The sequence below is a fragment of the Halalkalibacillus halophilus DSM 18494 genome, assembly GCF_000423105.1.
Taxonomy (GTDB): Bacteria; Bacillota; Bacilli; order Bacillales; family Alkalibacillaceae; genus Halalkalibacillus; species Halalkalibacillus halophilus.
In genome coordinates, this window is sequence record NZ_AUHI01000005.1 from 185,911 (window position 1) to 210,284 (window position 24,374).

Consider the following 24,374-nt stretch of genomic DNA (forward strand, 5'->3'; position numbering starts at 1 on the left):
TGCACCTTCTTACTATAATCTATTTCTCTTAGCAACATTAGGCGAATTTTGAAAATGTTCCATATAATCGAGTGATTTTCCAGTACCTATAGCAACACAATCCAGTGGTTCTTCTGCTATAAATACAGGCATTTCTACTGCTTTACTTATAACTTTGTCTAACCCTTTAAGCAAAGCGCCCCCTCCTGTCAATACTATACCGCGATTCATTATATCACCAGAAAGTTCAGGAGGAGCAGATTCCAACGTCTGCTTAATAGCTTCAATAATTCCTTCTACAGTATCCTTCATTGCGTCAACCACTTCTTCGTTAGTGATTTTAACTGTTTGAGGAAGTCCTGTAACTAGACCTCGACCACGAACTTCTATTGGTTCTAAAGTTGAATCGTTTTTGGCAGAAGCTAGTTCGAATTTCAACCTCTCAGCGGAGGCTTCACCTATTAATAAGCTATGTTGTTTTCTAATAAATTGAATAATTTGCTGGTCCATACGATCACCAGCTAATCGGATTGATTTACTTGTAACTGTACCACCCAAAGAAATTATGGCAACTTCTGTTGTTCCTCCACCAATGTCTACAATCATGCTACCAGTAGGTTCCCATACAGGTAAACCAGCACCTATTGCAGCAGCAAATGGTTCAGAGATTGGATAAACGTGTTTAGCACCTGCTTGTTTTGTTGCATCGATTACTGCGCGTTCTTCTACCATGGTAATGCCAGAAGGAACACAAACCATTACATTTGGCTTTCGTGCAAACCACGCTCTTCGATTATAAACCTTTTCAATATAATATTTCATCATTGCAGCGGTGGTATCATAATCAGCAATTACCCCATCTTTCATGGGGCGAATAATGGAAATCGCTCCAGGAGTTTTACCAATCATTTGCTTTGCCTCATTACCGACTGAAATGATTTCATTAGTGTAGTTATTTACCGCTACAACGGATGGTTCACGTACGACGACCCCTTTACCCTTCACAAAAACTAAAGTATTAGCCGTCCCTAAATCAATTCCGAAATCACGATTAAATATAGATGTCCCCAAAAGGATCTTCCTTTCTATATGTAGCTTACTCTATTAATGTACGCGGAAATCCTTTTGTTCATGAATTGAACCCTAAATAGAAAAAGGCGGTAATCACCTGAAAAAACAGATGATTACCTTTTAGTTCACCTTATTACATTATACGAAAAAAAAACAAAATAGATAGACTAACAATACGTAAATCTATGGGAGATTATAACTAAATTAACTTTAACACATTAATGTTAAAGTCTTGGTTGTTCATCTTATAATTTCCGTAGCCAAAAATAGAATAATACATGAATAGGGCAAATTGCTTTATAAGTATCCTTTTTCTTTTAATGAAATGAACTTGCGATCGCCAATCACTAAGTGATCTAAAAGTTCAATTCCGATTACCTTGCCTGACTCTGATAATCTTTTGGTTACATGTATGTCTTCATTAGAAGGGGACGGATCACCTGAGGGGTGGTTGTGAGCACATATGATAGAGGCAGCAGACCTCTTAATTGCTTCTTTAAATACTTCACGAGGGTGGACGATGGACGAATTTAAGCTCCCAATAAAAATTGTTTGCCGGTGAATGATATTGTTTTTGGTATCTAAGTATAAAGCGACGAAATGTTCTTGTTTCAAACAGCGCATATCTTCCATTAAAAAGTTAGCCCCATCTTCCGGACTTCTTATTACAAACTGGTCAGTAGTTTTATATGTTTGGATCCGCTTACCTAACTCTAGGGCGGCAAGCAATTGTACCGACTTAGCAAGACCAATCCCTTTTATTGTTTCAAGTTCATTTATGGAAGCATCTCGCATCATAGCCAACCCATCAAAATGTTTTAAAACATTTGTTGCCAAAGATAGTGCGGAAGAACCCCTTGTTCCACTACCTAATAATATCGCAATTAATTCTTGATTAGATAGTGCTTGAGGTCCTGCAGAAATCAATCGTTCGCGGGGTCGGTCATCTTTAGGTACATCTCTTATAAAAATCGTTTCCGTTGTCACGTCATTTACCTCTTTCCTTTTGACTTTGTTAACGAACAGTCTTGTACTTGAAAGAACACTTATTTATGTGTTCCATAGCCAACAAAACTATACTTCAACATTGTCTTTCATTTAGTAATAAATATAGTTTATCTTCTCTAAATGAAATAAACAAAGTCCGTTAAACGCCATAACAACCTATTATTAATTAAAATGAGTTAAGATAGTGTTACATGAAAACATAGATACTAAGATAATTAAAATTGTACTAAATTGACTCAATAAATAATTGAATCAATAGCTGGCCAGTCCCAACTACAAAAGGTTGAAATACTTCTTGATAATTCTCCTCCATAGATAATTTGTTCTGCAACTGTTCTAAATAATCATTATCACTGAATTCGGAAGGTGCCCTGCTTATCCATTCATCGATTTCTTCTTTAAATTCATTTGTAGACCCAACATTTTGACTAGCAAGGTCGATCCCCTCTTTTAACCACTCTTCTTGCGCCTGGGGTTGAATATCGTTTGATTCAGTTAACCAATCTTTAAAAATAAAGTCTTCATTTTTCTCAAGATTTAGTTCAGTTAACTTTTCTTCTATAGTAGTATTTTCTTCACTAGAAGCTGTTACTAAATAATAGTTCGCTTCTTCCTCAATAATAACAGTTGGAAAGTCATTAAAATTCTCTTGCAGTACAATGGCATTATCTTTACTTGAGAAAAGACCTAACTGCACAACCGGAACTTCGGCAGCTTCACTATTTATAATACTGCTTGGTGTACTATTTGTTTCCTCTTCCTCTCCTACTCCACTAGACGGTACAGATGGCTCAGGACTTGCCCCAGGTGAAAGGTCAGAGAAAATATACATCATACCAAATCCAAAAACACTTCCTAAAATCAATGCTAAAATTCCAGCCTTAATAAAAGCAGAAAGCGACTTTTTCTTAGGATTCACATAATTATTTGGTATTGGTCTAATAGGTGTAAGCACACTTTCTATTTCCTTCTTTTGCTTTTTCTGATTTTGATGTTTTTCATCTATCATTATTCTTACTTTTCGTTGTTTGTCCATTTCCCTTTCACCTCACCTTTTGATAACTAGCATACTATCATAGAGCATTTGCAAAGTTAGCAAAAAGCTGTCGAGGGCAGCACTTAAATCAAGAATAGTAGGTCGGTATCCAGAAATGTCGCTTCTTATCCAGAATTCTAATCGTTTATCCACGAGAATTTTTTTATATCCAGAATATTGGCGAGGATATCCAGAATTCTTGCGTATATATCCACAAAAAGTTAAATTTATCCAGAAAACTCACTTTAAATCCACGAATCTCTCATGGCATGCAATAGTAACTTGTAATGGCAAATCAAAAAAACTCTAAAACGTTTGTCCAATCCAAACGTTTTAGAGCAATTGTTTCTTTACATTGCAATCGAAGCGACTTTATTTTTTCCATTTCTCTTTGCCCCGACATACATTGCTCGGTCAGCTTGTCGAATTAATTCACCAGGTGTTTCACAATGATCAGGATATGTAGCTACTCCCACTGAAATAGTAACCGCAACCTCTACTTCTCCGAGTTGATCTTTTTTCAAATGGTTTGTTAGTTTGAAAGGGTCTTTCGCTACTAAGTTTCTAACATCTTCTGCAACTTCTAGTGCATCTTCATGAGATATATCTTTAATTAATACAGTGAATTCTTCCCCACCATAACGAGCGACTGTGCCTCTTGTTCCAATATAATTTTCAATTCTTTTTGCAAGTTCAATTAATACTTCATTACCTGCTTCATGTCCGTAGGTATCATTTAAGTTTTTAAAAGAGTCTAAATCAAAGAGTATAATTGATAATCTTTCAGAGATGCCTTTTTCCTCTAGATCAATTGCATACCCTTCTATGTGTTCGATAATGTGTCGATAATTATATAGTCCAGTTAATTGATCTTTTAAATTTTTATTCTTTTCCGATTGGTAGTGTCGTGCATTTTCAATCGCAACAGAAAGAAAGTTACCCAAAATTTCCAGTAATACAAGATGATACTTCTCGAAAGCTCTTATTTTTTTCGAAGCAATCACTAATATCCCAACAACATTATCGTTTCGTAAGATTGGTACACCAATTACACTTTGTACATCATTCGGCAGATCAAAAGGTTCTTCCTCTCCAAATTCTTTTCGTTTTGAAATAACTCTAGCTTCTTTCGATTTATAGATTCCACCAGCAAAACCTTCACCATAATGTACTATTTGTTCATGCTTTTCAGATAATTTATCTGTGTTTACATAACGAATTATGTTCATCACTTTACTAGCTCCAGTTACATCGTAGACTAGAATATAAGAGTGAGGGATTAATTTTTCGACTTCAGAAATAAATGTATCAAGAACACTTTTTACATTAAGCTTTTTAGATAACTCATGTCCGATATTGCTTGTCTCATGTAGATAAGCGTTGACTCGTCGTCCCTTGTGATAAGAAGAAATTACTAGAGACAATAGTATAGAAGGAAATCCAACTATAAACACACCTGCAATACCAATTTCCAAATAAAGAATATAAAGAATAACACCTAATGGAAAAATCAATAAAGTTGTAGAAACATCTACTGCAATAGATTTTACAATACTTAATCTGAAACGTCCTTTTATAAATGCATCGATTACAAGTAATAAAATCTGATTAACTATTAACGCTGTTGCTATGTATCCAACAAGAGGTAAAATCTCACTAGTTGTATTCAAGTCTAATACGCCATGTGTCCCACCCAGTGCGTAATATGCTGCCGCTGAGAAGATGGAAGTTAACAAAAACATAGTTGAGTTCATAGCAATTCGATAAAAATCTTCCTTTTTTAATCGAATCTTTATGAAAAGAGCGGCCAAAGCAAGCTGTGTAAGTATAATTTCAGCATACAAACCAAAATACAAAAACGCTGCAAAACTAACACCATTCACAAAAAATATGGTAGTAGAACCAACTATAATTGGAAAAATTGCCACAGCACACATCACAATAGCAAAAGCAATTAAATCGATCCAATACCCATGAAAGGATGGCTCTAACATATAATATAAATAAATCATTAAAGTTGGAAATGTTAATATCCAAATAATCCATAACGTAATTGATTTATTTCGAGACATTTGTCTGCTCCTTTAAAGGATTAACCTTCGTTATCGTATAGGTAAAAAGTATTCACGAACAGTAGACACAAAATATAATGACCCTGTTACAATACAAACATCATTCTCTCTTAAGTTTTTCATATGTTGATTTATAGCTTTTTTCCAATTAATCTCTATGTTTATATTTCTATTTTCTAACTTTTCACTTAGTTCATAATATCCATAATTTTGCTGAAAGTCAAATGTTGTTATTGTTATATTTTGAAAATTTAGTTCTAGTAAATCTAGCATTTTATCTAGTGGTTTATTTTTAATAACTGCTAGTACTATATGAACGGAATTCCTATCATAGTGGGAATTTATAGTTTCTATTAATGCTTCCATTGCTTCGACATTATGCGCACCATCTAAGATCACATGTGGCTTTTCATTTACCAATTCAAAACGACCTGGCCAACTTGCATGATATAGGGATTTAGTCGCATACTCTTTTTGGAAATTCACTTCTTTAATTTTACAAATTAATAAAAAGCTATACAGAGCCAAAGCAGCATTTTCCGCTTGATGGTTTCCTTTCATTTGCAATTGTACGTCATGAAAGTTGATTCCTAAATCCGTTTGTAGGTGAAACATAACACCTTTATTGGAGTTATTCACTTCTATTTGATAGTGATTACTTGATTCAAACAAAGATGCTTCTGTTTCTTTTGCTTTGTCAAAAATCACTTGCTTTGCACGGCTCTGTTTAACACCTGAAACTACAGGTGTATTTTTCTTAATAATTCCAGCTTTTTCATACGTGATTTCCTCTATTGTTTCACCTAAGATATGTACATGGTCAAATCCAATTGTAGTAATGATTGATAAAATAGGTTCGATGACGTTTGTTGAGTCAAGCCTTCCACCAAGACCGACTTCGTAAATCGCATAGTCAACTTGTTGATCTTTGAAATAGAGCATGGCAATAACCGTAATGATCTCAAATTCAGTCGGAGGTCCTAAATCACTGTTTGCTAATTGTTTCGCAAGTGGTTTTATTTGCTCGACATACTTCGCCAGATCGTCCCCTTTTATAGGTTGACCATTGATGCTAACTCTTTCATTAAAAATTTCAATATAGGGTGACGTAAATGTTCCTACAACAAATCCATGACTTTCAAATAGATGGCGTAAATAAGTAACGGTTGAGCCTTTTCCATTGGTTCCAGCAACATGAACCGATTTAATTTCTTTATGTGGGTTATTCAATTTTTCTAGTAACCACTCTACTCTTTTTAAACCTGGCTTTATTCCAAAATTTAATTGTTCATGAATCCATTCAATTGCCTGCTTCTCTTTCATAAAAACACCCTCGTTTCATTAAAACTAATTAAATTGCCTGCTCTAATGAACAGGCAATTTAATTTTATTTAACACTTATACATTTTTCAATTCCGTAATTCTTTCTTCCACTACCTTTTGTTTCTCAAGATAGTCTTTTTGCTTGTCGCGTTCTTCTTGAACAACACTTTCAGGAGCTTTTTCTACGAATTTTTCGTTTGCCAATTTCTTTTCTACACGATCTACTTCCTGATTCCACTTTTTCAACTCATCTTCTAACCGCTCTATTTCAGCATCAATATCAATTAATCCTTCCAATGGGAAGAAAATTTCAGCTCCAGTTACTACCGCACTTTTAGCCTGATCAGGCACTTCTGGTGCAGTATCAATTACGAGTTTTTCTGGATTACAGAAACGGTTTAAATACTCATCATTATTTTTCAATTCATCTACAACTGATTGATCATTTGCTTTTATAATAATCTTAATCTCTTTAGACATTGGAGTATCTACTTCAGAACGAACATTTCGTACAGATCGAATAATGGACACTAGGCGCTCCATCTCTTTACGTGATTGTTCGTTGCTGAAATCAGGATTCACTTGTGGCCAAGGCGCAACAGTGATTGATTCCCCAACGTGAGGAATGTGCTGCCATATTTCCTCGGAAATAAATGGCATAAACGGGTGCAACATTTTTAATATTGCATCTAAAGTAGTTACGAGTATTGACTTTGTCGTTATTTTTTTAGCTTCGTTATCCCCGTAAAGCGGTAATTTGGACATTTCAATATACCAATCACAAAAGTCATCCCATATAAAATTATAAAGCGCTCGACCCGCTTCTCCAAAATCGTAACGATCAATATTTTTAGTAACATGATCTACTGTTTCATTCAATCGAGTCATGATCCATTCATCAGCAACTGATTTCTCTCCGGACAAGTCAATATCCTCAGCAGAGAAGTCTTCTAAGTTCATAATTACAAACCTGGAAGCATTCCATATCTTATTAGCAAAGTTCCATGTTGACTCAACTTTTTCCCACTGGAACCTAAGATCTTGACCAGGAGAAGAGCCTGTCGCCAAGAAATAACGTAAAGAGTCCGCTCCATATTTCTCGATTACATCCATTGGGTCTACACCGTTACCAAGTGATTTACTCATTTTACGACCATTTGCATCCCGTACTAACCCGTGAATTAAAACATCTTTAAATGGACGACGTTCCGTAAAATGTTTGGACTGGAAGATCATTCGAGAAACCCAAAAGAAAATAATGTCATATCCTGTCACAAGGACATCTGTAGGGAAGTAACGTTTAAAATCTTCTTGGTTTTCGTCTGGCCATCCCATTGTGGAAAATGGCCATAAAGCAGATGAGAACCACGTATCTAATACATCTTCATCTTGTTCCCAATTTTCAGGGTCTGATGGTTCTTCACGACCTACATACAATTCACCAGTTTCTTTGTGGTACCAAGCTGGAATTCGGTGTCCCCACCATAGTTGACGAGAAATACACCAATCACGGATGTTCTCCATCCAATGTAAATACGTTTTCTCAAAACGATCCGGTACGAAATCTACTTTATCATTGCCTTCTTGTAATTGGATTGCTTCGTTAGCAAGTGGCTGCATATTTACAAACCATTGAGTAGATAAATACGGCTCAACTACAGCATCACTACGCTCTGAGTGACCAACTGAATGAACATGCTCTTCTATTTTGAACATTACACCTTGGTCTTGAAGATCTTTTACAATTTGCTTTCTACAATCAAATCGATCCATACCTTCGTATTTCCCTGCATTTTCATTCATCGTACCGCTCTCATCCATTACTAATACACGTTCTAATTGATGACGGTTACCAATTTCAAAATCATTCGGATCATGAGCAGGTGTGATTTTAACTGCACCAGAACCAAACTCCATATCTACATAATCATCGGCTACGATTTCTATTTCACGTCCAATAACTGGTAATATCACTTTTTCTCCGATTAAATGCTTATAACGATCGTCTTCAGGGTGCACCGCAACTGCTGTATCTCCTAGCATTGTCTCAGGTCGAGTTGTCGCAACCTCTATAGAGCCCTCCCCATTCTTAAGAGGATATCTCATATGGTAAAACCCACCGTTCACTTCTTTATAAATAACTTCAATGTCAGATAGGGCAGTCTTCGTAGATGGATCCCAATTAATAATATACTCCCCGCGATAAATTAAGTCTTTTTCATATAATGATACGAAAACTTCTTTTACAGCGTTAGAAAGACCATCATCAAGTGTAAATCTTTCCCGTGAGTAATCTACTCCTAGACCTAACTTTTCCCACTGGGTACGAATAAATTTAGCATACTCTTCTTTCCAGTCCCAAGCCTGCTCTAGAAATTTTTCACGACCTAAATCGTACTTGCTTTTTCCTTCTTCTTTTAGCTTACCTTCTACCTTTGCTTGTGTCGCAATTCCAGCATGATCCATACCAGGTAACCAAAGCACGTCATAACCTTTCATCCGTTTATAGCGAGCTATAATATCCTGCAGTGTCGTGTCCCATGCATGTCCAAGGTGTAACCTGCCAGTAACATTCGGTGGAGGGATTACAATTGTAAAAGGATCTTTCGTTTCATCATTTGTAGCTTCAAAAAACTTCCCTTTTACCCAATAGTTATAACGACCTTCTTCAATTTCATTCGGATTATACTTTGATGCCATGGAAGTGTGATTTTGTTCTTCCACTTTAATCCCTCCTTTTAATTAGTACTTATTTTAGAAAAAACAAATAAAAAAATCTTTTCATCCTAAAAAGGACGAAAAGATTATTTCGCGGTACCACCTTCATTTATAAGCTAAATTTATAGCTTATACACTCGAGAATGTTAACGGAGTTTACCGGCTTCAACTACTTAAGTTCATTAAAGCTGCATATTCAGAGCGACCTTCCAAGCAAATAAACTGAGGAAGTTTCCACCAAGTTCTTCCCTCTCTGCACAGTATTTGACTTGTACTCTTCTCTTACAAGCATTTTTCATATTTAGTTGCTTTATATTGTATACAACATTCCTATAGAAAGTCAATAGAAGAGTAACCAAATATAATCGATTTCATAATTTAATACAAAGGATCATTAAAGGAGGAAAAAGATGGCTCAATACTACCGTTATAGATTGCCACCTTGGGCTCGCAAATGTATTTTTACGATTGAAAAATGTGTATTACCAATTATGATTTTCCAATTAATTAGAACGTTAATTTTCCCATCTACAATCGATGTTTTTCTGTCAGGGTTGTTAGTTGGATTATTTGTTGCATTTTACTTAGAATGGTTTTAGTTATCTTCAACCGGAACGTAAATTAATTCCCCTTCTTTAATATCTGTATCTTCACTTAAATTATTCACTTTTTTCACACTTGCAACAGACACGCCACATGCTGCAGCAATTTGTTCAATGGTTTCATCAGCTTGAACCATTCTCAATTTTATTTTCGCTTGGTTTGCATTAGAGTCTCTAAAAAACTTTGATAAATACCCTAAACCTTTTTTCGAAGGTGGCGCATCGTTTTCGCTTTCTTGGTCATCTACTAGATCTTCTTCATATTTTTCTTCTTCGATATCAGTTGATTCTATCTGTTCATTATTTGCTGCTTTTTCCTCTTCATTCTCAAGGGGCTCACTTAATTCTTTTTCTTCTGTTTCAGCGATGGATTTGTTATTTTTATTTAAAAATTGTTGTAAAGACTGGGATTGTTCTTTTTTAATTCTTCCAACTTCAGGTTCTTTCTTTTCTATTTCTTCCTCTGAGCTTTCACTATTTTGAGGATTTATATCTTCTTCAGTTTCCTCTTTTTCGGGAATATTATAAGAAGTGGGTTGCTGATTCATATTCGGAAACTGCTGAAGTCCAAAGTCAGCATTGTAATATGGCTCTTCATTTTGTCTTTGTTCATCTAGTTCTTGCAAACCTTCGACCTGCACTCCTGCGTATATTTTTAAGGTCTTGGGCTCTGTCAATTCATAATCAAAATAGTCAACGACGACATCTAACTCATTATCTGCTCTCAAACGATAGTTCGGAATGGATACGTCAATTGGAATGGGATATTGAAACTCCATAAAGCCATTATCAAGTGCCTTTGTCTGCCTAACAATATTTTCGTTTTCCTCATCCATTAATACTGTTGATTGATCATTTCCTTTCGTTTGATAATCACCTTTAACTATTAGTACACCTCTTAATTGAACAAACTGACTTTCTCTAAATACGTCAACTTCTGAATCTACTTGAATGCTATACAAGTCTTCGATCTCTTCCCCAGGTACAAATTGTATCTGTTCTGAAATTTCGAATCGATAAGGTACATACGGTTGATTGTTCACAGTAATCCTCCTTTTATATCCTTTATGGACTACTATATGTGAATATTAAATTTTTAAGAACCTATGAGACAAGAAAACCCTTGCCCCCAAATATGGGACAAGGGTGTTAAGAGTTATTTTATTTCTGATAATGTTTAAAAGCTTCCGTTGCTACTTGGATCGTTTTTTCAATATCTTCATCCGAGTGTTCTGTCGATAGGAACATGCCTTCAAATTGGGATGGTGGTAAGAAAACGCCACCTTCAATCATATGCTTATAATATTGAGCAAACCAATCTAAATCTGATGATTTTGCTGATTCAAAGTTAGTTACTTTTTCATTCGTAAAAAAGAATCCTAGCATGGAACCTGCACGATTTACGGTTAGTGGAACACCGTGTTCAGCTGCGGCCTTTTCAAGTCCAGCAACCAATCTGTCTGCTTTTTTATTAATTTTTTCATAGGATTCTTCTGTTAACTGACTTAATGTTGCATAACCAGCTGCCATTGCGAGTGGATTACCAGACAGTGTTCCTGCTTGGTAAATCGAACCTGCTGGAGCAACTAATTCCATAATTTCTCGCTTACCTCCATAGGCACCAACTGGCAACCCTCCACCAATAACTTTGCCTAGACAAGTTAAGTCAGGTGTTACTCCAAAATGACCTTGGGCAGATGTATATCCTACACGGAAACCAGTCATTACTTCGTCAAAAATTAATAAGCTATTGTATTCATTCGTTATTTCTCTTAGATACGTTAAGAAGTGATCTACAGGTGGGACAACTCCCATATTCCCTGACACAGGTTCTACAATAACAGCCGCTAAATCATCACCGTATTGTTCAAAAGCGTATTTAACGCTTTCTTGGTCATTGTATGGAACTGTGATTGTGTTCTGAGCAATCGACTCTGGCACTCCAGGGCTATCAGGTAATCCTAATGTTGCAACCCCTGATCCTGCTTTGATTAAAAGAGAGTCGCCATGACCATGATAATTACCTTCAAATTTTAGGATTTTATTACGTTTCGTATATCCACGAGCTAATCTTAACGCACTCATCGTAGCTTCCGTGCCCGAATTAACCATTCGAATCATTTCAATAGAAGGTACACGATCAATGACAAGCTTAGCTAATTTGTTTTCGTATTCAACATTTGCCCCAAAACTAGTTCCTTTTGCCATCACATCATGTAATACACTCATAACTTGATCATGTGCATGTCCGACCATAAGTGGTCCCCAACTTAGCACATAATCAATGTACGTATTACCATCAACATCGGTAATTTTAGAACCTTTTCCTTCTTCCATATAAATAGGATCTACATTTACTGAATTAAAGGCGCGTACAGGAGAATTTACCCCGCCAGGAAATAAATCCACTGCTTCTTGAAAAAGTTCGTTCGATCGATTTTGATTCATCATTTTTTATACCTCCCCATCTTCTTTTAACCATTTAGCCACATCTTTTGAAAAGTAAGAGATAATTAAATCTGCTCCTGCTCTTTTCATGGAAGTAATTTTTTCAAGTACGATTTCTTTCTCATTCACCCAACCATTTGCGGCTGCAGCTTTGATTAATGAATACTCTCCACTTACATTATAAGCAACGACTGGCAAAGTGGAACGATCCTTCAAGTCTCTTATAATATCTAGATAACTTAAGGCAGGTTTTACTATTAAGAAGTCAGCTCCTTCTTCTATATCGGACTCCGCTTCTCTCATTGCTTCTAATCTATTTGCTGGATCCATTTGATACGTTTTACGATCTCCGAATTCAGGGGAGCTATGTGCTGCATCTCTAAACGGACCATAAAATGCAGATGCATATTTAACTGCGTAAGACATGATCGGAATTTCTTTAAATCCTGCTTCATCTAATCCACTTCGAATCGCAGTCACAAAACCATCCATCATGTTAGAAGGAGCAATAATATCCGCACCAGCTTTAGCTTGCGAAACAGCTGTATCGACTAATAATGGAAGAGTAGGATCATTTTGTACATAATCATTCTCAACTATTCCACAATGTCCATGGGATGTATATTGACAAAGGCAAGTATCGGCAATCACTACAAGCTCTGGATATTGCTCTTTTATTAATCTAGTTGCCTGTTGGACAATACCTTCATCATTATATGCTTCCGACCCAACTGCATCTTTTTCTTTTGGCACACCAAATAATATAATGGATTTTATACCCAATTCAGTTATTTCTTGCACTTCATTTAGCAAGTGATCTAAGGAAACTTGATAAACACCTGGCATGGAAGCTACTTCGTTTTTAATTCCTTTTTCTTCTAATACAAACAACGGATAAACTAAATCTTCTGCATTCAATTTCGTTTCACGTACCAAAGACCTTAAATTACTAGTTGTTCTTAGTCTACGATGGCGATCAAAATGTAAACCAGTCATTTATATACTCCTCTCATAATAAGCAATAACACTGTTTGCTAACTCTTCTAACGTATATCTTTCAGGTTTAATAATAGTAGAAAATCCACTTTCTCTTGCTTTCTTTTCCGTGGTTTCTCCAATACAGAAACACGGCAAATTCAAATAGGAAGTAGATTTAGAAGACATCTTTAACCATGCATCAATATTGGAAGGGGAAGTAAAGACAAGTGCATCCAATTGATAATTCTTCGTCAATTCATCTAACTGCACTTTCTTTCCTTCTGCAACCTTTGTTTCATAAACAATTAGCGGAGTGTAAGGAACTTGCATAGTCTTAAAATAATTGTCTAATATATTTCTAGATAAATTGCCTTTAACTATTACTATATGATTCGGCTCAAATTTTTGTAGAAACTCATCCGCCAAATGGTCTGCATCATATACAGAAGGAATAAAGTCTACCTCAAATCCATAGTCTTTCACTGCAGCTTTCGTTTTCGGTCCAACAGCAGCTATTTGGATAGTAGTTAAAAATTCCATCATCTGAGCATCATTTTTAACTTGATCGAAAAAGAACCGTACACCATTCATACTTGTGAAAAATAGCCAGTCAACGGAATGAAGTGGTGTATTCAATAGATGTGTATAAGAGAAACAGTCTTGAAATTCAATAAGCCCTATACAATGAACATTTGCTTTTACTTCTTCCAATTTCCGTGTAAATGGGGTCGCATTCTCAGGCTCACGAGAAAGAAGAATTTCTTTACCTGCTACCGCAGTCATTACTGTTCATCCATTTCTTCTTTAGCCTGTTCCACTAACTCCTTTGCTCCGCGGGCAATCAGCTGATCTGCTGCTTCATTTCCGGCTTCCAATGCACTTTCATTTCTGGTTGTTGTTTGAAGAACCGTCTTACCATCTGAAGATGACACGAGTGCTGTCAAAACAACTTCATTTCCTTCTTTAATAGCATAGCCTGCAATCGGAACAGAACAACTTCCTTCTAGTAAGCTAAGAAACCTTCTTTCTGCAGCTACTGTTTCCGCTGTATATTCATCGTTAATTTTACTAATTAGATTAATTAAATCTTCATCATCTTCTCGACATTCTAATGCAAGCGCACCTTGTCCAATAGCAGGTAAACACTTTTCAGGTTCTAGTAATTCTGTAATGATATCAGTGGACCAACCCATACGCTTTAAGCCAGCTGCAGCTAGGATAATAGCATCGAAATTCTCTTCTTTTAATTTTCTTAAACGAGTTTCGATGTTTCCACGGATCCATTGTATTTGTAAATCTGGTCGATAAGCTAAGATCTGTGCTCCACGTCGCAAGCTACTTGTTCCAATGATTGCCCCTTCTTTCAAATCATCTAATGGAATATGATCATTTGAAATGAACGCGTCGCGATGGTCTTCACGTTCTGGAACGCAAGCAATTGTTAGACCTTCAGGCATTTGAGAAGGCATATCCTTCATGCTGTGAACGGCCATATCAATTTCATAATTGTACATAGCCTGTTCAATTTCTTTTACGAACAAGCCTTTTCCACCCACTTTGGATAAAGTAACGTTAAGAATTTGATCCCCTTTCGTTACAATTTTTTTCACTTCAAAGCTATATTCATCTGTCACTTCATTTAATTGATCAATAACCCACTGTGTCTGAGTCAATGCTAAGTTGCTCTTTCTTGAACCGATAATTATATTTCTCATAATTTTCCTCCTAGATTCCGTGGAAATTCGACCACATAGATAATATTAAATAATTTATAAATAAAACTAAAAACGCAACCATATTTAAAATAGCAATATTTTTCCCAGTGAAATGGTTCCGCACTTTGATATATAAAATAACAGAATAAACTAAGATTACAAAGAAAGACCCAATTGTTTTTAAATCAATCCAATAAAATAAATCGGATGATGTATATGCCCATAGAATTCCAAATACAAGCGATATAAGTAAAAGAGGAGTCGCAAAGGTGATGAGTAAGAAAGAAATTCTTTCTAGTAAACCTAAGCTTCCGATCCTTCTAACTAATTGTTGCCACTTTTTCTTTTTTAATAGATAAAATTGCAATAAATACAATAAAGAAAAAGCAAACGATAAGGTATAAAGTGTATAGGCAATGAAAGCCAATATAATATGAGTTAATAAAATTTCACTCACAAGCACACTATCTACATTTGATTGGCCAGTGGTATGTGTTAGTAAAAATAACACCATTACTAAAAAACCGACCACATTCATTATAAACACTACAAAATCCATTTGAAAGAAATAGTTGATGACAATGGATACTAATAGAATTAACCATGCATAAAAATATAAACCTTCCACAAGAATAAAAATTGGAAGTGCTCCATCTATATATATCTTCACAAATAAAAAAATGGTTTGAAGAATCCAAACCAATAAAAGGAACCAGAAGGCCATTTGGTTAGCCTTCCGGTCGCGTTGTACAAAATCATAAAAGTAAAAGATCAAGCTTAATCCATAAAGAGCAATAATGATCTCATAGATTTTGAATTGTTGGAAGAACTCCATGAGAGCACACACCTCTCAGAATAGTAATTTCTACTGGAACTTACTGAATTGCTTGAATCAAACTTGCAATTGGTAAGGATTGATTTACAGATTGATGACTTTGGTGTTTCTTACTTTGTTCTTGAAGTTCTTGATGAATTTCATCTTCAATACCAAATACACGTACGAATAATTTCAACATATCATCCGCATGTTCTTCCCCAGCCATTTCTTTTGCTTGCAAGATCGGTTCTTTCAACATTTGATTAATGATGCTTTTTGTATGCTTATTCAGGACCTTCTTCTCACGTGGAGTAAGATTAGGCATTTTACGTTCGATAGAATCCATTGTGTCTTGTTGAATCGTCAATGCTTTTTTACGAAGAGCAGAAATGATTGGAACCACACCAAGTGTAGTCAGCCATTCTTCAAATGCTTTCATTTCTTTAACGATCATCTTACGAATTTCATTAGCAGCTTCTCTGCGTTCATCGATATTCTGATCGACAATCCCTTGTAAATCATCAATATCATACAAGAACGTATCATCCAGGCGTTCAATTGCAGGATCTACATTACGCGGTACTGCTATGTCTACCATGAAAAGCGGCTTTCCTTTTCTTCTCTTTAATAAAGGTTTCATTTGATCAGCAGTAAGAATATAATTATCAGTTCCTACAGAAGTAATGACAATATCTGCACGTTGTAAGATATCATCTAACTCATCCATAGAACCAGCTTGTCCAGCAAATTTTTCTGCTACCTCTTCTGCTTTTTCAAACGTACGATTTACGACGGTAATGTCTTGAACACCTGAGCCGTGTAAATTTTTCACTGCTAGCTCGCCCATTTTACCTGCACCAAGAATAACTACCTTCTGATCTGTTAAATCAGCAAAGATTGTTTTCGATAATTCGACCGCGGCATAACTGATAGATACAGCATTTTCACCGATTCCTGTTTCCTTATGAGCACGTTTAGCATTAGTAATTGCTTGTTTAAAAAGTTGATTGAACAACAAACCAGAAGCTTCATATTCTTGAGCCAACTGAAAAGAGTCCTTCACCTGACCTAAGATTTGCGTTTCTCCTAGGACCATTGAGTCTAATCCAGCGGTAACTTGGAATAAGTGTTCAATAGCTTCTTTTTCTTCTTTTAAAGATATAAAATTACTTAAATAATCTACGTCCATTTCAAACCATTCAGCCAAAAAGCTTTTAACATAATAACGACCAGTATGTAACTGGTCTGCAACTACGTAAAGCTCTGTTCGATTACAAGTGGAAACAATGACATTCTCAAGAATACTCTTTTGTTCATTTAATTGAACCATTGCTTCGCCGACTTGATCTTCTGAGAAAGTAAGCTTCTCACGAATTTCGACTGGGGCTGTTCGATAATTGATGGTTACAACAACGAAATGCATAATGGTCACCCCTATCTCACGTTCATAATCATATAAGCCTATTATAACAATATCAGTCATGTTATGTGAAAAATCTACATGAACAATTTATGAAATTTTGTGCTACTATTAATTTAGAATTATTATTAACTACTCTATTTAGCTTATCATACCGTTAAAAAGTCATCAAGAAAACCGATTAGGAGCGATCAATCATTTATGAAACAACAATTATTTCCAGCTATATTACTTATAAGTTTAGGTACATATTTCTTTCTTCACCAGTATAATATTCCAATCATCGCCCAATTTGATACATGGCCAGCTATCTTAATTATTTTAGGAAGTGCTTTTCTAATTATTGCTTATGGTAAAAATAAAAAAGAAAATATTTTCCCAGGTAATATATTAGTTGGCTTTGGATTGCACTTTCATGCATTATCTCAAGCAGACAAATGGATCGAGCACTGGGGAATGTATACATTAATTGTAGGAGTAGCATTTCTAATGAAAGCCCAACAAACCAAACAAGGCTTAGTCCCCGGTATAGTTATGCTCGTTATTTCCTTTTTTGCTATTTCAACTGTTACGATGCCTGACTGGTTTAATTGGCTTGATCTTATTTTTCAAACAATGGAACAATTTTGGCCACTTATCCTGATTATTATTGGATTGGTATTACTATATAAAAAGTAGGAGTGATACGATGAATAATCAAACAATCACTGCAGTTCCAGGCCTTAAAGTAGGTCACGCTGAGGATCAACATGCTAAAACCGGTTGTACGGTCATAATCTCAGAAAATGGCGCAACTTGTGGAGTGGATGTCAGAGGCTCAGCTCCAGGTACTCGAGAAACAGATTTATTAGACCCGATCAACCTTGTAAATGAAGTTCATGCCATATGTTTAGCAGGAGGAAGTGCGTATGGCTTGGATGCTTCAAGCGGAGTTATGCAATTTTTAGAAGAAAAAAGAATTGGATTAGATGTAGGTGTTGCAAAAGTTCCAATTGTACCAAGTGCTATCTTATTTGACCTGGCAGTGGGAAATCCTTCTGTTAGACCAGATCAAGCAATGGGTTATGAAGCGAGTAAGCAAGCAAATAATAGCAAAGTAACTACAGGGAATGTTGGCGCAGGAACAGGAGCAACAGTAGGAAAAGTTCTTGGATTCGATCATGCTTCACCTAGTGGAATAGGTAGTTATTCTATCACACTCGAAAATGGTCTTGTAGTAGGTGCAATTGTTGCTGTAAATGCCTTTGGAGACGTTATAGATACTATTAACAATCAAATATTAGCAGGAGCCATTAACCCTGAAAGTGGGGAATTTATTAATACAGCTAGTTTTTTGAAGAAGAACACAAGTCATAAAGGAAGTACGGGGACAAATACCACGATCGGAGTAATTGGTGTGAATGCAAAGCTATCAAAGGCTGAAGCAAAAAAAGTGTCCCAAATGGCCCAAAATGCAATTGGAAAAACAATATCCCCAGCACACACAATGTATGATGGGGACACGATTTTTACTTTAGCTACAGGGGATGATTCTTTCTCCATTGATCTTATTGGAAGCGTTGCGGTCGAGGTTATGGAGAAAGCTATAATACAAGCTGTTAGTAAAAGGTAACCAAATTACATCAACTTTATTGCTGAAAAGGTGTTGGGATTATTAAGAAGTTTTACCGATTCCCTTCCTTTTCATTTCTCCCCAACTTCTATACTTCATTACATACTGGAAAAGTCCAACCATCCGCCAGAAAACAGTTAAAGGTCTATACCAAAATATTTCTGTTAACGAGAAGAAAAATAGTATGGTAACATCTCGTTTCCGGGAATATTTTGATATACTCCAAGCTTCCAACAACACAGACGTAGATGAAAATAAACTACCGTATAAAAACAGGCTTGCAAAGATTAGTATGGCAAGCTCAACGTATAAAGTTCCTGTCAGTAGTGTAAACAATAAATATGCATACCCAAAAAATTCAATAATGGGCCCGAAAAATTCAATAACCCAAAAATAGGGAAGCGAAATGGTACCTACTTTTCCATACTTTTTTCTAGCAGCCATATCTTTATGTTTAAAAAGTGTTTCTGTTAATCCACGGTGCCATCTTTTCCTTTGGCGTCCAAGTTGCTTAGCTGTTTCAGGCACTTCCGTCCAACATACAGGATCAGATACAAATGTAATTCGCTTATTAAGGTTTTCATCACTAATCTTCCGGTGCATCTTCACAACAAGCTCCATATCTTCTCCTACCGTATCCGTCTCGTATCCACCTGACTCAATAACCATTTTTTTCTGAAAGACACTAAAAGCTCCTGAGATGATTAACAGCATATTATGTCTACTTAACCCCACTCTTCCAATAAGGAAAGCTCGCAAATATTCAATCACTTGCATAATGGCTAAAGGATTTTTTGGAAGACCAATTTCTTTGACAATCCCTTGCTCGACAATACATCCATTAGCTACCCGAATATTTCCTCCTGTTGCAACAACATCTTCATTCGAATTAATTACTGGCTTCATCACTTTTAACAATGCATCTGTTTCCAATATTGAATCTCCGTCGACAGAACAAAAGTATGGATATTTACATACATTAATCCCTACGTTTAAGGAATCTGCCTTGCCGCTATTATCCTTATCTACAACGGTGAGGTTTGGTAGGATTCTAGATTTATATAATTGCTTAATCGATTGGGAAGGGATACTTTTCTTCACAGTTTGCTCAACAGCAAATAACTCAAATTCTTCCGATAATATTTCCAATGTACGATCACTCGAACCGTCATTGATCACAACGATTTCAAATAAGGGATAACGTAAATTTATGAGAGATCGCACACTTGCTATTACTCCTTCTCGTTCATTATAAGCAGGAACAAGAATCGAGACTGGTTTGGAATAAAAGAATTCCATATAATCAGCCTGATCATCTATCCGGTTTAAGTCTTTTTCACTTCTTAAATGTCTATATGAAACAAGATACATAAAGGTATAGACTGTTATTATAATAAACATGTACGCAAGAATTACCCATCCAATAACCTCAAATAATATCACTGTCCATGGATCAAATCGCATTATGAATTACTCCTAACAAGAACTTCTTTGGCAACATCTTTTGTGAACTGGTCTTCTGAATAATCAAATAAATTTTCAATGACTGCTTTCCCATTTTTATGCACCATTAAAGAATTAGCAGCAGCTACTCTAACTGCCCAAGTATTATCATGCATCAATGTAACAAGGTGGTTTACGGAGCGATTAGATCTTACAAAAGCCAATATTTTTGCTAACATCAATCGTTCCTCCCAATTGTTTGCTGTTACAAACTGGTGGTATTTTTCTACATTCTCCACATAACCTATATTTGAAATGCTTTTAAGAGAACGAATTCTTGTTTCTGAATCAAGAGAATGAAGTTGATCTTCAAGAAATAGAACCGCTTCTGGGAACCTTCTGATCCCAATAACCTCAATGATGTTTAATTGTAATTTATAATTCAATTCATTAAATTGTTCCATTAAGGAAAACACATACTGGTCTTCCATCTCATATAATAGACGTTTTTGATCAAAATCATTTAGCTTCAATGCTTCTCTTGATAATTGTTCTAAAGCAAAGAAACCATCCATGCGAAACATAATTTTCATCATTTGAAAATTTTCTTCCTTAGTATATATTTGACCATTTAAAATCATCTCTTTCAGCTCATCTTCTAAAGATTTCATATCTAATTGGTAAATTCTATGTAGGGTATTAATCCGGATCGACCAACTTTTCCCTTTTAATTTCTTCTTAAATTGATTTGAAAAGAAGCCATCAGCATAAGAGGAAATGGTTTCGTTAAGTTCTTCTCCCTGAAAATGTTGCGCCAAATAGACAAGTACTCTTTCTAGTGCTATATAGTCCTCGTGTGATTTAGGGAAATCCTCATTCGATAAATAATCTTTGTCAAAGATGATGGAAAGCATTCGATTGAAGTAATACTCACTTTTAATGTTTACATGCTGTTCTATATTAGATTGCTTTTTATATTGAAACAAAAGATAAATATATAAACTGAAAATCAATAAGAGGAAAAGAGTAACAACTATAGATAATGAGTAAAATAATATCTCCATTTTTAAATCAACCTTTTCAACGTTCTTCGCATTCTAGCATCTAACAATTTCAGATTTACAGGTTTAAACAAGAAAAAATCTATTCCTTGTTCATACCCATACACAATTTCGTCTTCGGACCTTCGAAATGCTAATTGAAAAATCGTAAAAGGGTTCGGTTTTCGGTTGCTAACTAAACGATGAACGATTTCTAGCCCGCTGCTACCGTGCAACTGTTCGTCCACAAAGACTAAATGAGGTTCATCACTCGATACCCAATCGGAATCCAAAAATTCTCCACCAGTTTCAAAGGTTTGAGTTTCCACCTCGTACCCTTCCAAATAAAAGTCCTCTAAATATCTATGTAAAATTCTTTGAGCCCATAGATCACTTAGCACTAAAGACACTTTGATATATGTATTTTGTTGCATCTAATCCCCCCACAGCTAAAACGAAAATTTTCCTTTTCTAATATTTTATACCCATAAGGTAAAAATTGCGAATAATAATATAATTTTAAAACGTATAACAAATTCCCCCTCCTTTCCATTTATATAGGAAGAAATCCATTTATTTAAAATTTATTTCGATTTCCGTTTCTTTTTTATTGACTTTAAATTGTCGAACCGTGTAAAATGGCTATTGTACTAAAAATTAGAAATATTCAGGGAGGGATTTCATGCGTTACTTGGCAATACTCCTAGCAGCAATGATGTTTTTAGCAGCGTGTAATGGAGACGATGAACCAGATACAGAAGAGAATGGTACAGACGATCAAGAAACGGAAGAAACCGAAGAAGGCACGGAAGAAGATATGGACGAAGAATCTGATGAAAATGGAGATTCTCAAGCTGAAGGTGACACAGAGCAACAAGTTATGGACGCTATGAACGGTTATAGCGATGCTATGGATGAGTTCTACACTGACAACGTTGAAGGTTCTGAACCAGAAATTGAAAACGTTGAATCTCAACAAGAAGTTGCTGATTGGTTCGTTGAAAACGCACCAGTTACAGAAGAGTTCGCTGAAAACTTAGCAGAACGTGTAACAGAAGAAGATAATGGTAGCTTAACTTGGGTTGATAACGACTATTCTGTATTATTTGAAGCTGAAGAAGATGATAATACACGCTTAGACGTATATGAGTTCATGGAAGGAAATTGGTTAGTAAACAAAACAATTTCCGGAGAAGCTGAAGAAGACCGTGGACATTATAACTACAATGTTTATGATGAAGACGGTGAATGGTTAGTTGGCGAATTCCACTTCGGTTATTTAGATGGTGAACATCCAGATGATCAAGTAGAAGAGGAAGAAGAAGCTGCTGACGAAGAAGAGTCTGAAGAGGAAGAGTCAGATGAAGACTCAGAAGAAGATTCTGAGGACGAAGAAGACGATGAATAATAGTAAGATGAACTAAGACCTGATTTCAGGTCTTAGTTTTTTTGTCTTTGGTGATTAAATTTTGATTGAATTCTGGATATATCACCTGTTTCGTGGATATAAAAGCAGATTTATTCATATAAGTACAAGTTTTCTTCATATCTCCGCGACTATCTTTTAAGCCCCCTTAATACCTTGGACAAATTTTAGGGTTCAGAATACACTTAAAATAAGACGTATTCTCGTCCTAAAAGAAGGGTGGTGAGAAGATGGCTAAAAGGAAAATTGATGTTATTGAAAACGTGAAAAAGAAGTATGTTCGTATTGCCCTTGAAACCATGCAGTATTCTTCAACGGCTAAGTCTGCAGGAATCTGTGTGGACACACTTCGAAATTGGATTAAAGAATATGAAACGGAAGTTCGCGATGAAATGGAACGTGAAGGTGTGAAATTATTAGACGGCGAATGGACTACTCAAGACTATAAAGAGCGTTTTGAAGAGGCTATGAGCCTTCTTGGTAAAAAAGAGCTTGAACTAGCTATACTACGTGACGAATTAAAAAAAAAGAGTTAAATCCAAGTGAAGACTATCGTGCCATGATCGTTGATGAATGGCGTACAGAAGGATTTGCGGTCAGTCGACTGTTAGAAATACTAGAACTTCCTCGGTCAACCTATTATCGAAGCAAATCTGCTTCTGTTAAGAAAGAAACGCTGAAGAGAGGACGACCCGCTCCAGGATTCTCAAAAACATTCGATGGAACGATTGTACCAGACGCCTACATTGAAGAGTTGTTTATGGAATTCGCTGAGGATGATTGGTATGGCGCATTAGGATACCGCAAATGGGTTGCGCTTTTGCGAGACCGGCACAATATCCAGATTAATCATAAAAAAGGATTTCGAATCTGTGATGAACTGAATATCTTAAAACCAAAATATGAGCGCAAATCTAAACATCCTAGGAAATTAGCGATAAAGCATCAGATTAGTCAGTCCAATCAGCTATGGCAAATGGATATCAAATACGGCAAGATTGCACATTCACCACGCTTCGTATTTGTCTGTAGTGTTATCGATGTATTTGACCGATCTATTGTAGGTTCATACATGGGACCCAGTTGCCGGGCAAAGGATGTCACCCTGATGATGACTAAAGCATTGATTCGCAGAAAGATTCACTTTAAACCACCGAATGACAACCTTATTATCCGAACGGATAATGGGCCTCAGTTTGTGAGCGAACATTTTGGTGATTATTGTGTAAACCGAGACTTATATCATGAACGAATTCCACCACGTACGCCTGATATGAATGCTTATATTGAATCTTATTTTAGCCGTTTACAGGCTGAGTGTTTCGATCGACATCCATTCCATCTATACGACGAAGCCTATCACTATATAAATGAATTCACCGATTTCTATAATTACGATCGACCCCATGGCAGTCTAAAGAATTTATCTCCAGATGTTTTTTATGAGCGTTGGAGAGCGGGGCATATAACACAAGAACCCCTTTCGATTTGACACTAGAAAGGAACTTGATAAGGAGAGGGAGAGGTGATAGCCTAGAGAGCTGCCGAAATATTCAACTCGGTCTTTCGGAGCAAATCGCCTCTCCAGAGGCTCCTTGTCAAGTTCATTGGACTCTAAAAAGAAGCAAACTTAAGCAATTCTAAGTTTGGGTGGGAAAAACCAATA

General features: G+C 35.9%; 22 protein-coding genes and 1 other annotated feature. Of the genes, 6 read left to right on the forward strand and 16 right to left on the reverse strand.

Annotated features, from left to right (window positions below; all coding sequences use genetic code 11):
- Nucleotides 1-12: 12 nt before the first annotated feature.
- From G532_RS0103545 to G532_RS0103570, 6 genes are all read right to left on the reverse strand, one after another.
- On the reverse strand, nucleotides 13-1,050 hold the full coding sequence (locus tag G532_RS0103545) for a rod shape-determining protein (RefSeq protein WP_027963561.1): 1,038 nt from the start codon (nucleotides 1,048-1,050) through the stop codon (nucleotides 13-15).
- Nucleotides 1,051-1,347: 297 nt separating this feature from the next.
- On the reverse strand, nucleotides 1,348-2,037 hold the full coding sequence (gene radC, locus G532_RS0103550) for a RadC family protein (protein WP_027963562.1): 690 nt from the start codon (nucleotides 2,035-2,037) through the stop codon (nucleotides 1,348-1,350).
- Between the two features lie 247 nt (nucleotides 2,038-2,284).
- Nucleotides 2,285-3,094, reverse strand: a complete 810-nt coding sequence (locus tag G532_RS0103555) for a hypothetical protein (protein ID WP_027963563.1) — start codon at nucleotides 3,092-3,094, stop codon at nucleotides 2,285-2,287.
- A gap of 350 nt (nucleotides 3,095-3,444) precedes the next feature.
- The gene (locus tag G532_RS14685) at nucleotides 3,445-5,166 is read right to left on the reverse strand and encodes a sensor domain-containing diguanylate cyclase (RefSeq protein ID WP_051189040.1); all 1,722 of its coding nucleotides are present in this window, start codon (nucleotides 5,164-5,166) and stop codon (nucleotides 3,445-3,447) included.
- A gap of 30 nt (nucleotides 5,167-5,196) precedes the next feature.
- A complete protein-coding gene (locus G532_RS0103565; protein WP_027963564.1) occupies nucleotides 5,197-6,489 on the reverse strand; it encodes a bifunctional folylpolyglutamate synthase/dihydrofolate synthase in 1,293 nt (430 codons plus the stop codon).
- Nucleotides 6,490-6,564: 75 nt separating this feature from the next.
- The gene (locus G532_RS0103570) at nucleotides 6,565-9,189 is read right to left on the reverse strand and encodes a valine--tRNA ligase (RefSeq protein ID WP_035512499.1); all 2,625 of its coding nucleotides are present in this window, start codon (nucleotides 9,187-9,189) and stop codon (nucleotides 6,565-6,567) included.
- A gap of 88 nt (nucleotides 9,190-9,277) precedes the next feature.
- Nucleotides 9,278-9,504 (reverse strand) — a binding site (T-box leader).
- A 113-nt stretch (nucleotides 9,505-9,617) separates the two neighbouring features.
- Here G532_RS0103570 and G532_RS0103575 point away from each other — a divergent pair.
- On the forward strand, nucleotides 9,618-9,806 hold the full coding sequence (locus G532_RS0103575) for a hypothetical protein (RefSeq protein WP_027963566.1): 189 nt from the start codon (nucleotides 9,618-9,620) through the stop codon (nucleotides 9,804-9,806).
- Here the strand turns inward: G532_RS0103575 and G532_RS0103580 are convergent.
- The 7 genes from G532_RS0103580 to hemA all read right to left on the reverse strand — a co-directional run bounded on the left by G532_RS0103580 (nucleotide 9,803) and on the right by hemA (nucleotide 17,190).
- Nucleotides 9,803-10,852 (reverse strand): LysM peptidoglycan-binding domain-containing protein, encoded by a 1,050-nt coding sequence (locus tag G532_RS0103580; protein ID WP_027963567.1) that lies wholly within the window; start codon nucleotides 10,850-10,852, stop codon nucleotides 9,803-9,805. The genes G532_RS0103575 and G532_RS0103580 overlap by 4 nt on opposite strands.
- Before the next feature lie 118 nt (nucleotides 10,853-10,970).
- Nucleotides 10,971-12,260, reverse strand: coding sequence for a glutamate-1-semialdehyde 2,1-aminomutase (gene hemL / locus G532_RS0103585; RefSeq protein ID WP_027963568.1), 1,290 nt, complete (start codon nucleotides 12,258-12,260; stop codon nucleotides 10,971-10,973).
- A 3-nt stretch (nucleotides 12,261-12,263) separates the two neighbouring features.
- Nucleotides 12,264-13,253, reverse strand: coding sequence for a porphobilinogen synthase (gene hemB / locus G532_RS0103590; protein ID WP_027963569.1), 990 nt, complete (start codon nucleotides 13,251-13,253; stop codon nucleotides 12,264-12,266).
- Nucleotides 13,254-14,018: a uroporphyrinogen-III synthase gene (locus G532_RS0103595; protein ID WP_027963570.1), complete on the reverse strand. Its 765-nt coding sequence runs from the start codon at nucleotides 14,016-14,018 to the stop codon at nucleotides 13,254-13,256. It lies immediately after the preceding gene.
- Nucleotides 14,018-14,950: a hydroxymethylbilane synthase gene (gene hemC, locus G532_RS0103600; RefSeq protein WP_027963571.1), complete on the reverse strand. Its 933-nt coding sequence runs from the start codon at nucleotides 14,948-14,950 to the stop codon at nucleotides 14,018-14,020. Before hemC ends, G532_RS0103595 begins: the two co-directional genes overlap by 1 nt.
- 10 nt (nucleotides 14,951-14,960) lie before the next feature.
- Nucleotides 14,961-15,785, reverse strand: a complete 825-nt coding sequence (locus G532_RS0103605; protein ID WP_027963572.1) for a cytochrome C assembly family protein — start codon at nucleotides 15,783-15,785, stop codon at nucleotides 14,961-14,963.
- A gap of 40 nt (nucleotides 15,786-15,825) precedes the next feature.
- The gene (gene hemA, locus G532_RS0103610; RefSeq protein ID WP_027963573.1) at nucleotides 15,826-17,190 is read right to left on the reverse strand and encodes a glutamyl-tRNA reductase; all 1,365 of its coding nucleotides are present in this window, start codon (nucleotides 17,188-17,190) and stop codon (nucleotides 15,826-15,828) included.
- 198 nt (nucleotides 17,191-17,388) lie between these two features.
- Here hemA and G532_RS0103615 point away from each other — a divergent pair, with 198 nt between their 5' ends.
- Entirely contained in the window at nucleotides 17,389-17,865 is a 477-nt protein-coding gene (locus G532_RS0103615) for a LiaI-LiaF-like domain-containing protein (protein ID WP_027963574.1), read from the forward strand.
- Between the two features lie 10 nt (nucleotides 17,866-17,875).
- Nucleotides 17,876-18,799, forward strand: coding sequence for a P1 family peptidase (locus G532_RS14690; RefSeq protein ID WP_035512481.1), 924 nt, complete (start codon nucleotides 17,876-17,878; stop codon nucleotides 18,797-18,799).
- Nucleotides 18,800-18,841: 42 nt separating this feature from the next.
- Here G532_RS14690 and G532_RS0103625 read toward each other — a convergent pair whose 3' ends face one another.
- From G532_RS0103625 to G532_RS0103635, 3 genes are read right to left on the reverse strand one after another with little or no spacing between them, the layout of a single operon-like run.
- Nucleotides 18,842-20,263, reverse strand: coding sequence for a glycosyltransferase family 2 protein (locus G532_RS0103625; RefSeq protein WP_027963575.1), 1,422 nt, complete (start codon nucleotides 20,261-20,263; stop codon nucleotides 18,842-18,844).
- Nucleotides 20,263-21,306 (reverse strand): HEAT repeat domain-containing protein, encoded by a 1,044-nt coding sequence (locus G532_RS0103630; protein WP_027963576.1) that lies wholly within the window; start codon nucleotides 21,304-21,306, stop codon nucleotides 20,263-20,265. The genes G532_RS0103625 and G532_RS0103630 overlap by 1 nt, the downstream gene beginning before the upstream one ends.
- Nucleotides 21,307-21,308: 2 nt before the next feature.
- Entirely contained in the window at nucleotides 21,309-21,716 is a 408-nt protein-coding gene (locus G532_RS0103635) for a response regulator transcription factor (protein WP_027963577.1), read from the reverse strand.
- Nucleotides 21,717-21,964: 248 nt separating this feature from the next.
- Here G532_RS0103635 and G532_RS15980 point away from each other — a divergent pair, with 248 nt between their 5' ends.
- From G532_RS15980 to G532_RS14695, 3 genes are all read left to right on the forward strand, one after another.
- Nucleotides 21,965-22,690, forward strand: coding sequence for a hypothetical protein (locus tag G532_RS15980; RefSeq protein WP_027963578.1), 726 nt, complete (start codon nucleotides 21,965-21,967; stop codon nucleotides 22,688-22,690).
- 248 nt (nucleotides 22,691-22,938) lie between these two features.
- Nucleotides 22,939-23,244 carry a hypothetical protein gene (locus tag G532_RS0103650; RefSeq protein ID WP_027963579.1) on the forward strand — a complete coding sequence of 102 codons (306 nt, stop codon included), beginning with the start codon at nucleotides 22,939-22,941 and terminating at the stop codon, nucleotides 23,242-23,244.
- 23 nt (nucleotides 23,245-23,267) lie between these two features.
- Nucleotides 23,268-24,200, forward strand: a complete 933-nt coding sequence (locus tag G532_RS14695; RefSeq protein ID WP_035512484.1) for an IS3 family transposase — start codon at nucleotides 23,268-23,270, stop codon at nucleotides 24,198-24,200.
- Nucleotides 24,201-24,374 lie beyond the last annotated feature (174 nt).